13 protein-coding genes are annotated in these 12,900 nt (G+C 45.4%); 3 read left to right on the top strand and 10 right to left on the bottom strand.

Translation table 11 applies throughout. From position 1 onward, the window contains the following. Nucleotides 1-9: 9 nt before the first annotated feature. From ACAN56_RS01250 to ACAN56_RS01225, 6 genes are all read right to left on the bottom strand, one after another. Entirely contained in the window at nt 10-999 is a 990-nt protein-coding gene (locus tag ACAN56_RS01250) for an alpha/beta hydrolase (protein ID WP_379139911.1), read from the bottom strand. A 364-nt stretch (nt 1,000-1,363) separates the two neighbouring features. Further along, entirely contained in the window at nt 1,364-2,122 is a 759-nt protein-coding gene (locus ACAN56_RS01245; protein ID WP_379139909.1) for an ABC transporter permease, read from the bottom strand. After that, nucleotides 2,119-2,868 carry an ABC transporter permease gene (locus ACAN56_RS01240; protein ID WP_379139907.1) on the bottom strand — a complete coding sequence of 250 codons (750 nt, stop codon included), beginning with the start codon at nt 2,866-2,868 and terminating at the stop codon, nt 2,119-2,121. Before ACAN56_RS01240 ends, ACAN56_RS01245 begins: the two co-directional genes overlap by 4 nt. Next, nucleotides 2,865-3,587 (bottom strand): ABC transporter ATP-binding protein, encoded by a 723-nt coding sequence (locus ACAN56_RS01235; protein WP_489685684.1) that lies wholly within the window; start codon nt 3,585-3,587, stop codon nt 2,865-2,867. Before ACAN56_RS01235 ends, ACAN56_RS01240 begins: the two co-directional genes overlap by 4 nt. A gap of 83 nt (nt 3,588-3,670) precedes the next feature. Next, nucleotides 3,671-4,672, bottom strand: a complete 1,002-nt coding sequence (locus ACAN56_RS01230; protein ID WP_379139903.1) for a sensor histidine kinase — start codon at nt 4,670-4,672, stop codon at nt 3,671-3,673. Further along, nucleotides 4,669-5,346, bottom strand: a complete 678-nt coding sequence (locus ACAN56_RS01225; protein ID WP_379139901.1) for a response regulator transcription factor — start codon at nt 5,344-5,346, stop codon at nt 4,669-4,671. The genes ACAN56_RS01230 and ACAN56_RS01225 overlap by 4 nt, the downstream gene beginning before the upstream one ends. Nucleotides 5,347-5,527: 181 nt before the next feature. On the opposite strand from ACAN56_RS01225, the gene ACAN56_RS01220 reads away from it, so the two are divergent. The 3 genes from ACAN56_RS01220 to ACAN56_RS01210 all read left to right on the top strand — a co-directional run bounded on the left by ACAN56_RS01220 (nt 5,528) and on the right by ACAN56_RS01210 (nt 8,745). Continuing rightward, entirely contained in the window at nt 5,528-6,493 is a 966-nt protein-coding gene (locus tag ACAN56_RS01220; protein WP_379139899.1) for an NAD(P)H-dependent flavin oxidoreductase, read from the top strand. Between the two features lie 312 nt (nt 6,494-6,805). Beyond that, nucleotides 6,806-7,468, top strand: coding sequence for a TetR/AcrR family transcriptional regulator (locus tag ACAN56_RS01215; protein ID WP_379139897.1), 663 nt, complete (start codon nt 6,806-6,808; stop codon nt 7,466-7,468). Further along, nucleotides 7,465-8,745: an MFS transporter gene (locus ACAN56_RS01210; protein ID WP_379139895.1), complete on the top strand. Its 1,281-nt coding sequence runs from the start codon at nt 7,465-7,467 to the stop codon at nt 8,743-8,745. The genes ACAN56_RS01215 and ACAN56_RS01210 overlap by 4 nt, the downstream gene beginning before the upstream one ends. 177 nt (nt 8,746-8,922) lie before the next feature. On the opposite strand, the gene ACAN56_RS01205 is transcribed toward ACAN56_RS01210, so the two are convergent. From ACAN56_RS01205 to ACAN56_RS01190, 4 genes are all read right to left on the bottom strand, one after another. Then, nucleotides 8,923-10,395, bottom strand: a complete 1,473-nt coding sequence (locus tag ACAN56_RS01205) for an amidase family protein (RefSeq protein ID WP_379139893.1) — start codon at nt 10,393-10,395, stop codon at nt 8,923-8,925. A gap of 23 nt (nt 10,396-10,418) precedes the next feature. Continuing rightward, complete coding sequence (locus ACAN56_RS01200; protein WP_379139891.1) at nt 10,419-11,174, bottom strand: GNAT family N-acetyltransferase; 756 nt, start codon at nt 11,172-11,174, stop codon at nt 10,419-10,421. A gap of 81 nt (nt 11,175-11,255) precedes the next feature. After that, on the bottom strand, nt 11,256-12,014 hold the full coding sequence (locus ACAN56_RS01195) for a VOC family protein (protein ID WP_379139889.1): 759 nt from the start codon (nt 12,012-12,014) through the stop codon (nt 11,256-11,258). Beyond that, nucleotides 12,011-12,895 carry a stalk domain-containing protein gene (locus tag ACAN56_RS01190; protein WP_379139887.1) on the bottom strand — a complete coding sequence of 295 codons (885 nt, stop codon included), beginning with the start codon at nt 12,893-12,895 and terminating at the stop codon, nt 12,011-12,013. The genes ACAN56_RS01195 and ACAN56_RS01190 overlap by 4 nt, the downstream gene beginning before the upstream one ends. Between the last annotated feature and the right edge of the window lie 5 nt (nt 12,896-12,900).

Genomic DNA, 12,900 nt, shown 5'->3' with positions numbered 1-12,900 from the left:
CTCCTCTTATTATTTGAATGGTTGTGTTTGCTTCATGTACGCTTTGAATGCCCCGGCGATTTCTTTGAATTTCGTATGATGCAGGTAATGTGAGCCTTCCATCGGGATCATTTTTCCCTGTGCCGATTGTTTGACTTGTGCCTCATGCAGCGGAACCCACTGCTCATTGTTCTCGTTATTCGACTGGACGAAGAGAAGCACCGGCAAATCGTTAGGGTAGGTAAGCTGTTCTCCATTTTTGAAATTGGTACCGAGATGTCTGAGCTCATCCATCATTGTTGGATTGGTTGCGACTTGATTCGAAATGAGACGCATTTGTTCTTTAGTATACTCATCGAAGGCAAGTGACTCATATGGATCTTCGCTCACCTTTTGGAACAATCTCATCAGACCTGATTTTTGCAGAAACTGCATGGATTTTAGAGGCAATTTGACATCCATTCCGGGCTGATTCGGAACACTGCTGTCGATGCCGACAAAAGCAAGAACCTCATCCGGGTAACTGTTCACGTAAGACACTCCGTATAGTCCAGTGATGGAATGTCCCATAAGAACGTAACGGTCAATACCCAACTGCTGCACAGCTTCGTGAACTTCACTGACGATATTCTCTGTTGTTCTTTCCTTCTCAGTTTCGTCGCTCAACCCGTATCCGAACGGCTCAATCGCTACGACTTTGTATTCTGGAGACAATTCATCGATCAGCAATTTGAAATCAAGCACTGGCGAAGGAGTTCCTTGTCCAGGAAGAAGGACGATTGTCTGTTCGCCGCTGCCTTGAATAAACACATTCATTTTTTTACCATCCACATTGACATACTGGCCGTACGGTTCGATTTTCTTTTTCTCGACCCCGTTACTGATCACATTAACGATAAACAAGATGCCCATGAACAGCACAAGCGCCCCGAGAAGACCTCCTATTATTTTCAACCATAGTTTCTGTTTTTTGCGGATTCTGTTCCCTGTCTTTATTTCCACCATTCCTGCCACGTTCATCTTCTCCTGTCTTTATATCTGTAGAGCCGCGCAAGCGACATATTCAAAGTGTAATCAACCAAGATGTCCCCTACGTGACGGCAAGATGAACGGAGTATGAACAGGCACAGAAAGAACGTTATCATGACTGCCAAACCTGTGAAACCCTTCTCATGTCCTGCATAGCAATGAACCGAAATATATAACTAATACTAGCTTTGGAATTACAAATTAAATACTTCGAGTACTACTTTGCTTATCGAAATATAATAAATACTCTCTTCTATTTGCTATACAAGCAGATAAAAGAGAGTATTTTTGTTCCTAAGCTATTCCCGCTCAATTTTCTCAAGAACATCCCGTGGGATTCATCAATGGAATAAACTTAGGCATCTCGTTTACGGTAAAATACAATAGCTGCTGTAAAAAAGATCAGTGTCCATAACATTGAAATACCTGTTCCTTGCATGGGTGTAAGGACATTTATCTCATCAGAGGAAGGCGGCATATACATATAATATCCTGCCGTATCCGGAAAATAATTTTTAATACTAGGTAGAAAATCTCTCGACAATGGACTGACAATGAAATAATAACCAAGCAGTACCACTAAAGCAGGAGTAGTTCGTCTTAATAAAGCACCTATAGCTGCACTGAGAAGTGTGGTTAAGGTTAGATAGCCTGTTGCACCTACTAATGTTTTTATCATTGTGTCTATTTCTATCACTACTGCTGTGTCTCTCATCATAATAAAAGTATATAGTACACCTGATGCAGCAATAATAAATGCAGCAGGAATGGTTATAATTGCCAATGCCAAATGCTTCGTGGATAATTGAAACCCACGCCAAGGTATCGTAGTTAAAGTAGTTCGAATCTGTCCACCCGTATACTCCGAACAAGTAGCGAAGATACCAAGAATAATGAACCCTGCTTGAAGATATCCCATAGAAGCAAGTCCTATATTCAGTATACTTTGCGTTCCTGCTGCTCCTTGTAGACCAGCAGAAGTAAAAGCTGCGGCTAAACCTAAATTAAGAATGAAGGTACACATAAGAGTGCGCCATATCAATGGTAATGTAACTAATTTATCCAGTTCAGCACCAAGGATTTGTGTTATCTTTCTACTAGATGAGACACTCATGATGCAACGTCCCTCCTATGGAATACAATAGCTGCAACAATGAAAATAACGGCTACCCAGGCAAACATGACTACACCGCCTGTGAACGGGGTATGAAATCTGTCGCTCATTAATATAAACATTTCAGCGCCGGCCCTATCTGGTAAGTAAAACGCCAACTTTGTAACCTTAGAAAGCAGGACACTAAATGATACAACGGATGAATTTATCATGAGCACAGCAAGCGGGATAATACCATTCTTTGTTAGAATAGTAATCCCAAAGGCTAAAAGAGCAGTGAATGTCCAGTAACAAACTGCACCGATTAGTTTAGACCATTCAAATGCAGGGGCATATTCACCGAGAATAAGATGCGTTGCAGACACAGTTGTCATAATAGCAACAATACATAGCAGTATGCTGATCACTGTCACAGCGCCTGCTTTTGCCAGCAAAAAAAGAAATCGGGATGAAACAACAGTTAAACTTGTTGTAATCTGTTGTCCTCCACCAGATTCACTGCTCTCTGTCAAATACTCACTGCTGACAGCAAGCACACCAATAATAATGACACCTTGCACACCAAGAGCTAAGCCAATATATCCAACTTCCGATAGCCGTGTGCTAACTCCAGCTATAATCGCATCTTTTTCTGCTATACTGTCCAAGGCAGCAATGACCGCTGGGGCAAATGCTCCAAGAAGAAAGGCAAGCCAAATGCCCGGCAGGGAGAACAATTTAGATAGTTCCGCGTTGAATGCTCTCATACAACCTCACCTGCATTTTCAGATGTCAGGGCAAAAAAGGCTTCCTCCAGCGTGGAATGGTTACCTATTACTTCTTCCAATGTTCCATCTGCAACGATTTTTCCATGCTTAATAATCACCACATCATCAACAGTCTCTGCAAGTTCTCCCATTAGATGACTGGACAGTAACACCGTGTTTCCAGAATCAGCACGTTCACGTAAAAATGTCCGAATCCAACGAATTCCTTCTGGGTCGAGCCCGTTTACGGGTTCATCTAAAATCAATATTTGTGGATCACCAAGTAATGCAGCAGCCATTCCAAGTCTTCTCCCCATACCAAGGGAATAACTTCCAACTCTTTTGCCAGCTGCATTAGTAAGACCTACTATTTCCAGAACTTCCTCGACACGTGAGCGGGACAATCCTGCCGCACGGGCAATCCAACGCAAATGTGCCCGTCCTGTTCGCATACGATGAGCTCCAAATCCATCAAGTGCGGCACCTACTGTTGCCAGAGGGTTATGTAATTCTGCGAATGGCTTTCCATTAATTAGCGCACTCCCTGAGGTGGCACGATCTAATCCAAGCAGGATGCGAAGTGTAGAACTTTTACCTGCCCCATTTGGACCTAAAAAACCAGTTACTCTACCTGGTCTAGCTTTAAAACTAATACCTGATAAGATTTCCCCAGTTCCGCGATGTTTGACTAAGTTATCAATTGTAAGCAACCATAACACTTCCTTTCTGTTATGGTTCTAATTATAAAGAAGCAAAGTTACATCCCGGTGATCATGCTGTTTAATTCTGGGTTACCTTTAGGTTAAGCTCTACCAATAACCACTCTTGTGCCATTTTCATTTGATATAAAGTCAGCTTTCAGCTTCATTTTTTTCAACATATAATTTAAAGCCGATAAACCAATCCCCGCCCCACGCTCATAGGAAGAGTTATCCATACCTGGACCTCTGTCTGCAACAATGATCTGTTCTTTTTCTACATCAACCACAATGTTTACATATTTCCCCTCTGCTGCATGGCGAAGAATATTCTGAAATAAATTATCCAGAACCCGTGTGATCCATTTAGGATCTGCTTCCCAATAAAAAGTCGCCTCTGCCGGTAAATCAACATCGATCTGAATTTCTTTTTCTTCAAATACAGGATACCACGCAGCAACAGATGCTCTTACTAAACGTCCAATATCTGTTGAAGTGGGCCCGAAAGGATGTTTCCCTGATGTAAGCAATGTATAGGAAAGTAAATCATCCATGAGATCTCCGACTCTTGTAATCGTATGGTTCATCTCTGTTAATGAGTTTTGTCCTTCTAAACTTATTGCTTCTTTATTTAATCTGGTGATATGTCCTCTCAAAATAGTAAGTGGCGTTCGTAAGTCGTGAGATAAACTCGCAATGAGCCGATGTCGTAATAATTCCTCTTCATATTCTCGCTTGCGGCTGTCTTCAAGCTGCTGAATCATCCAATTAAAAGAACTTCCTAACTGGTCTATTTCATCCATACGATCTCTTTGAACAGATATTGGTTTAGGAAAATTGTTAGCTGAAAATGACATGACTTCCTGTAAGCGGGTGAGACGTTTACGAAGCCTCAAGAAGAAAATCCAAGATATTACAACAAATGCTACAATAATAAAACCAAACAAAAGCAATACTACGTAAAAATAATTTAACTTGTTCAGCTCTTCTTCATTAAAAGGAGACTCAATAAACGCAGATAAGAAAATAAGTACAATCGGAGGAAAAAAGATAAACAGAAAATGTCCTTTTAGAAAACGACGAAATAATGATTTAGTCTGTTTCATAGTTTCACCCGATAGCCTATTCCCTTCAACGTTTCAATAATCTCTGGGGAATCCGGATGACGTTCCAGCTTTTGACGCAGTCGATGGATATGTACCATTAATGTTTTATCACCTGTTATAAAAGCTTCTTCCCAAACGGCTTCATAGATTTGTTCTTTTGGTAAAACTTGATTAGGGTGGCGTAAGAAGTACATTAAAATTTGATGTTGTTTCCCTGTCAATATAATTTCTTCTCCTGTGTGTTTGTCAAATACCATTTGAACTTCTGGATCTACTTCAATATAATCCCCTAATGAAATGCGTTCGGAATGTGCTCCACCCCTTCGACGGATTAATACTTCTAATCTTGCAACTAATTCATCCGTATGGAATGGTTTCGTTAAATAGTCATCAGCAAATTGTAAACCTTCTACCTTATCATCTATCGATGTTCGGGCAGTTAACAGCAAAATAGGAACAGCAGGAGCTGCCTTTTTTAATCGTTTTCCCACAGTAAATCCGTCTAATCCGGGCAACATGATATCCAAAATAACGATTTCATGCTGATTTACTTCTTTTTCGGCTCCATCACCAGAAAGCAGCCACTGAACTGAAAATCCTCGCTGCTCCAATTCTTCTTTTACCCAATTGCCTATTTTCTCATTATCTTCAATATATAATATCTTTCTTTTCAAGTAACATCCCGCTCTCTAAATTGAGTTCACTATTAGACAGAATAACACAATAAGACATGATATTTAACATAGTTTGAGCATGCTCACAGTCACATCGGGAAAGACTTAACTGTGTTAAGTTATAGCTAATTACTCCATAGGAGTTTTTATGATATCTACAATTTGTGAAAGAGGTGTGTAATTGAAACTTCCAACAATCCAATTCGGACATATTAAATCCAGAGTTCCTGTTATTCAAGGTGGAATGGGCGTAGGTATATCCTTAAGTGGACTAGCCGCTGCTGTAGCCAATGCAGGCGGGATCGGCACCATCTCTGGTACAGGGATCACTACTGAAGAGCTGAGAAAGCATATTCGCAAAACAAGAGAACTCTCTAAAGGGAGTGGCTATATCGGTGTGAATGTACTATTCGCAGTAAAGGATTTTGCCGAAAAAATGAAGGTTGCTTTGGAAGAAAAGGTTGACTTTATTATTTCTGGAGCCGGAATTTCTAGAGATATTTATGCTTGGGGTAAAGAATATGGTACTCCTGTGGTAACTATTGTTTCATCCGCCAAATTAGCCAGAATTTCCGAAAGACTTGGTGCCTCCGCAGTCGTTGTGGAAGGGTTCGAAGCTGGAGGCCATTTAGGTACAGACAGATCCATGTTTGATATCCTTCCTGAAGTCTTAGAGGCCGTTTCCATTCCGGTTATTGCTGCGGGTGGGATTCTGACAGGGGATGATATCGCAAAAGCCCTTCGGATTGGCGCATCTGGTGTTCAAATGGGTACCCGTTTTGTGGCAAGCCATGAGTGTGATGCTCCCTTAGCCTTCAAGCAAAAGTATGTAGATGCTCAGCAAGGAGATACTGTCCTCATCAAGTCTACAGTGGGTCTAGAAGGTAGAGCGATTCGGAATGAATTTACGGACCGGATCAGTGATAATGCCAAATTAAAGATAGTCAAATGCTATGATTGTCTAAAGGTTTGTTCCCATCGCTTCTGTACAATGGAGTCCCTGCTTACTTCCCTTAGAGGAGATGTTAAGAACGGTTTGGTTTTTGCTGGGTCCAGAGTCCATGAGATTAAAGAGATTTTGTCCGTACAGCAGATTATCGACAATTTAATGAATGAGTATCAAGGGGCATTGAACCCGACAACTTAAGGTCGTTGTAAGATATAAAAGCACGATTAACCACTTGAGCTTGGGATTTCCGAGCCTAAGTGGTTTTTTATTTCGTGAGATATCCTCGCCTGGCTCGGGTTCTAATGGCACTATGTTCTTGTCTTCTTACATCGGAGAACAAGAACTTAGTTCCATTGGAGAATAACCTGGAATTTAAAGACAATATAACAAGAGAATCTTATTAATAATTATAGATTATTACGCTATTTATTTGTTGCAAAATGAACCGCGTGTCATTAAAATAATAATGACACGCGGTTCATTTTGGATAATTAGAAAGGTGGCGGGTAAATGTCTCCCCGATTGACGGATCACCGGAAAGAACAGCGAAGCCGGCAGATATTGGATGCTGCTAAAAGTGTATTTATTAGAAAAGGCTACGGCGCGGTCTCGCTGAAGGATATTATCGAGGAAGCAGGCATGAGCCGGGGCTGGATTTACCTCTATTATCAAACGAAGGAGGAAATTTTTGAAGCATTGCTGGATCGTCAGGATCTTGAGTATGAACAGTATCTTGAATACTTGAAGGCTGCTTCATCATCCATGTGGGAAGTCATTATCACACTCTATACCCAGCAGCTTCATGATTTGGAGCAAATGGAGGGCGGCGGTATGATGTCTGCTTTTTACGAGTATTTTCTAGTCGGCTGGCGTGATTCTCCACGCAGAGAGCTGCTTGAAAGACGGTACGAAAGAGGCATCGAACGTTTTGCAGATTTGCTTCGGACGGGGGTAAGCCGCGGCGAATTTACTCCAGTCATGGATCTTAGTGAGATATCCAGGGTGGTCTCCTCCTTTCAGGAAGGTATCGTTACACATTCCATCACGGTTGGCATCAAGCAAGCGGATACCAGTATGCAATTCAATGCACTACTTCACTATCTGTACAGGCTGCTTCAACCGTCAGCCGGCCAAGCAATGGATTTCTTGAGTTTAAGGGAGGAGATTCAATGAAGTCACTTTTTCGCAATCCTGTGTTCTGCAAGCTGTTTATTGCGGCTTTTGCTTCCCAACTGGGTACGGTGGTCGGCAACATGGCTTTTGCCTATTATCTGGTAGACCGGTTCAGCGAGCGCCCCTCACTGGCAACGACCGCGGAGTTGATGTATTCCTTGCCTACACTGGCAGTATTCTGGATCGTCGGTGTTGTGGCCGACCGGTTCGACCGAAAGCATATCGCCGCATACAGCGATTGGATCCGTGCCGGTTTGACCTTGCTGCTGCTGGTATTCGTGCATTACGATCTAATCGTGCTATGTTTTCTGGTCCTGTTTCTGCGCAGCTCGATCTCCAAATTTTTTGGTCCGGCTGAGATGGGGCTGCTGCAGGGAAGCATCGGTCATGACCAGTATGTTCAGGCATCAGGGTTGAACCAGATCGTTATGGGAATGTTCATGTTATTCGGGATGAGTCTGGGAGCGACCGCTTATCATTTTGTTGGAATTGAAGGCGCTATCATCGTCGACGGTGCCAGTTTTCTAATCTCGGGTCTGCTGCTGGCCTGGGGGGATTTTCCCGAGAATGCCCGAATGCCTAACGGCAAGAACTGTATTCGCGAGCTTCGCTTTTCGCACCTCATTACAGATTTCTGGCAGGGTCTTCGTTATATCACCGGAAATCGGCTGCTGCTCGTACTTATCAGCGGTTTTTTGTTCTTTGGGATCGTAAATGGTGTGTTTGCTGTGCTTCCGATTTTTGCAATGAAATATAAGCTGAGTCCGGATAATTATGTCGTCTATTCCTCGATGATTACCGTTTTTCTTGGCATCGGCTTCCTGCTGGGCAGCATTCTCGGTCCTCGTCTCATTGCCCGCTTCACCCGGACTCCGGTGCTTATAACGGGGTTATTCGCAGCCAGCCTGCTTATTGGGGGCCTCGGTTTTGCCGGTCGGGTCGAGATATACTTAGTCATTATTCTGCTCGCGGGTATTGCAATTGCGCCAATCAATATCGTTCTTGGCAGCTGGATGCCCGAATTGGTTCCCGCCCGTAATATGGGCCGGGTTAATGCTTTGATTGATCCGGTCATGATGCTGGGCCACTCCATGGCACTGGGTATTGTCGCCCTGGCCTTTCCCGCATGGATTTCGGTGACTTGGCTGCACTATATACTCGCTCTATGTACAGTAGCGGTCAGCTTCTTCTACCTTTTTTCACTTCCCTCCCTTGTCCGTAAGCTTGAGATACAATCGGCCGAAGAACGCGAGGCATCGCAAAGTGAAACGGCTTGAGCCGTTTACATAACAGAGCAGGCGGGGGCTATACATGCGCTGCCCGGCATAAGCGTCCGCCAAATAAAAAGCACATAGCCGCGGCCCTGTGCTTTTATTACTCATTTCTATCCGTAAACTATTGAAGATGAAAATAATATTTATCGTGATTTTGAAAATGTAAGGTGAGTAGTGCAGTTATGAATAGCCAGGAGGAATTTGAAATCCCTCTGTCAATGACTCGCATATTTCGGCAAAGTCAATGGTGATATGATCCTTGAAATGCCCACTGATAATCTGGATTCCACAAGGTAATTCATCGTTAGAGCGGTTCAGCGGCAAAATTGTGGCAGGCAGCCCAAAGACAGTCGCGAGCATATTCCAGATTAAATGCTCGTTATATCCAGTTGCTCTTCCATTCACTTCCAGAATCCTTCTAGTTACCGCCTGCTGCATGTGGGGAATTGCCAATACCGGACTGATGGGCAGCAGCAGAACATCATATTCCTGAAGTAAGGAAGTGATCACACGGTTATATTCCTGACGCAGGCGGTCCGTGTCCTCTTGTTCCCCCTCACTCTGATTCATTCCCCGGTAATAGTCCTCTAGCCCTTCAGGAAAAGCCTTCGTCACCAAACGGGATGCCCGCAGGCCAAGGGAGGCCAGACTTGCAGTCAGGCGCTGCCTTGAATTGAATGAGGTGCCGACAAGCCGTCCAGACAGCTTCATAGCCAGGTCGAACAACTTGTCCATTTGGATCTCAGGAGGCATTCCGTGGTGAACCTCCACCCCCTCCATCCTTGATAAACCTGCGGTAAAATCAGCATATCTGCGTTTAATACGTTCATCTATTTCATGCTCAGGAGCTTCAAACCAGGTCAGGACTTTAATCTTCGCTTGCTCCTTTAATGTGTTGGTGCGGAAATCAGGAGGGACAGGCACATCTACCCAGGGATCATACAGCACATCCATCATCAGCCGCAGATCCTTGGCGCTTCGGGCCAGCGGGCCAGCCGCCGACAAATCGGGTTCGCTTGGATCACCGGGAGGATTGCCGGGAACATGTCCTCTAAGCGACAGCATTCCAAGACTGCAGCGATGGGCATATACACCGGTATAATGCGCAGGAATCCGCAGGCAGCCGATCAGATCGCTGCCGAATTCCACAGGCGTGCAATCAGACGCCAAAGCGGCCGCACTGCCGCCAGATGAACCCCCTGGTGTCAAGTTTGTGTTCCATGGGTTGTTGGTCGTGCCGTATAGATCATTATAAGTCTGCCAGTCTGCAGTCATCACCGGTACGTTGGTTTTCCCCATAACGATCGCTCCGGCCTGAATCAATCGTTGCACCGTGGCCGCATGCTCTGTAGCAATGTTATGTTTTAAATGCGGGGCTCCAGAGGTTGTAAGCATCCCGCTGACATTAAATGACTCTTTAACCGTAAGCGGCAGACCATGCAGTGGCCCGTACCTCCGGCCTTCTTTTCTGTCCCGGTCGGCCTGATCCGCCTGGGCGTAGGCAGTTTCCCGCTGCTGCTGCACCACGGCATTGAGCCCTTCATTCACAAGGTCCATCCGGCCATAATAGTGATCCAGCAGTTGCCTGGAATTCACCTCACCCTGTTCAAGCAGCCGGATCACATCGGAAGCGGTAAGATAAGTTAAATTCAAGTTTCTTCCTCCCTGTATCCTTACTATTTGGCGCTGTCGAGCAGTTTCGCGAACTTGCCCGGACTCATAATCTCGTGAGTCATGAACGTACCATTAAGAAACAGACTGAAGGTTGTCCATACCGAAGGGGCGGCCTGGGCCTCCTCCCGGGTAGTCAGGAGATGAGCCGTAAACGGGATACCCCTCTCCTTCGCCACTGACCGCAAATCCTCCAAAACGCCAACGGCAAAAGGACATTGTGCTGTGTAATAAATACTAATCCCGTCGCCCGTGGCTGGCGCAGACTTCACGGAATGTGCAAAAGACGGGCGCTCCCCCTCATCGTTCCATTTGAGAACTGCCAGCTCGAAATAAGGATCTGCTTCATCAGTGATTTGAAACCCCATATGCTCAAAAAAACGTTTATCGCTCAAATAAGGCATTTTCTTCTTGCTGACAATATGCACAATGCCATCCATGCCCAAGGCTTGGGCATCTGCCTTGCACTTATCCAGAAGCAGTTTGGAATGACCATTGTCCTTGTGTCTTCCAGATACCCACAAGCAGTTAATATACATATAGTTAGGGGCATTAAGCGGGATCCAAGCCTTCTCGGCAGGCAAATATTCAATAAAAACCTTCGCCCGGTCATTCAGCCGGTAAAAAACCAGCCCTTCCTCCATCCGTTCACTCAGCCATTGCTTTTTGTCCCGGACCGCCTGCTCATATTGCTTCGCGCCCAGGGCGCAGCAGATATGTTCTTGTTCGATGTTTTCTTTGGTAATTTGCAAGTAGGTCATTGTGTCACTACCTCACTATTCTTTTTGAAATATCCGGGATAACCAAACGGTTGTTTAAAGCTATCCCGGAAGAATTTGTGCCTAGAACCCGTGCTGGATCGAAAAGAAAGCTCCCTGCGGGTCTTGCAAAGTGGCAAATGTCCCGCCACCCGGCACTGGCGCCAGGGGGATAATCACAGCAGCTCCCAAGGCTACCGCTTGCTGAGTGACCTTCTCGCTTCCGGGAACCTTGAAATATAATCCCCAGCCACTGCTCATGTTCGCCATGTCTTGGGGAATTTCCTTCATGCCGGCTACGTAGTCTGCTCCAACTTTGAACTGGAGATAACGGCCTGACGGAGTTGGCACTTCTTCCATTGCCCACCCCAGCAGTTCCGTATAAAAATGAGCGGCGGCGTTCAGATCTGTTGTATACAGCTCATGCCAGTCGATAGAGTACGGTTCGTGCTGAACGCCCGAGCCCAGATGCTCTGCCGCTTCCCATAAGGCCACCATTGCTCCGGTAGGATCACGGAATGCACACATAGCGCCTTTGTCTGCTATTCGTCTTGGAGCAATGAGCATTTCCGCTCCCAGTGACTGGGCCCGTTCAGCTGAGAACTCCACGTCCTGAACAGCAATGTAGCAGCCCCAGAAAGAGGCCAGCTTGGGATCACCTAAGGAATACATGGCAGCCACATCTTGTTCGTCCGATTGGAATACCGTGTAGCTTCGCCCATCTTCCATAGTTGTCGTTTGTGTGCTCCAAGGAAATAATGCGGTATAAAATGCAGCGGATGCTGCCGGATCACCGCTGCCCAGCTCGGCCCAGCAAAACGTACCTTCGTTATAAGGCTTCATAGGTCTTTGAACCGGAGCTGAATTTCGGTAACCTGTTTACGATAATCCTTCAGATCCTCATGCACATATACTTCCCGTGACGGTGATGTAAGCTGGACTCCTGTATTTTTAGCATATAAGTCCATTTGCGCCCAGACGTCACCCAGCGTATCCGGCGTTCCCTGGTGAACCACCGACAGGAAATAACCGCCTTCCAGCGTTTTGGTAACTATCGGAATCTTCTGGCCCTTGTACTCTATAGACTCGCCCTCCACAGCCTTGCTGACCGGAATGCAAATCTCTGTGTCATGTCCTAATTCATAATTCTGCTCATAATACAAACTCATGCCTTGACCATTGATTACATCTTTCACTTTGCTGTCAAGCAGGGTAAAGACCTTGGTAATTTCCTCGTATTGGCCGCGGTAACGGATGCTTGCAACCTGAATTGGGAAAACGTACTTTTTAACAACGGTGAATTCCGGCTTCAGATCCACTGCGGTTTTCGCCGGATTCCAGGCTGTTACAAGCCCAATTGCCTCCAGCGCCTCCAGTGGAACGAGGATGGCGGACTGGTGCTGTCTAGGGGCTGCATGAAGAGTAATGGTCTGCTCATTGACCTTCATTTGCTTGCTGCCGATAACCAGTATTGCTGTCCGGGCAAATGTTGACAGGGTAAGCTTCTTTTCTTTGGCAGCCCATTGCAAATCTGCACCCAGTTCTTCGGAGACAGGCCGGATCGGTACGAGCCAGGTCTTGCCCTCCTGAACCGGTGAGGCCCCTGTAAAGGTAATCGGTGTTCCATTCCACGAGATCTTGACCGCTGGAGCGGCTGCCGATAAGGCAGTGCCACTCGGACAGGCCAGCAGCGCAATAAATAATAGCAGCATAAATTTCTTCATGTTCT

The sequence above is a fragment of the Paenibacillus paludis genome, from assembly GCF_042610515.1.
In the GTDB taxonomy this organism is placed as follows: domain Bacteria; phylum Bacillota; class Bacilli; order Paenibacillales; family Paenibacillaceae; genus Paenibacillus_AQ.
This window is presented reverse-complemented; position numbering and strand designations above follow the sequence as displayed.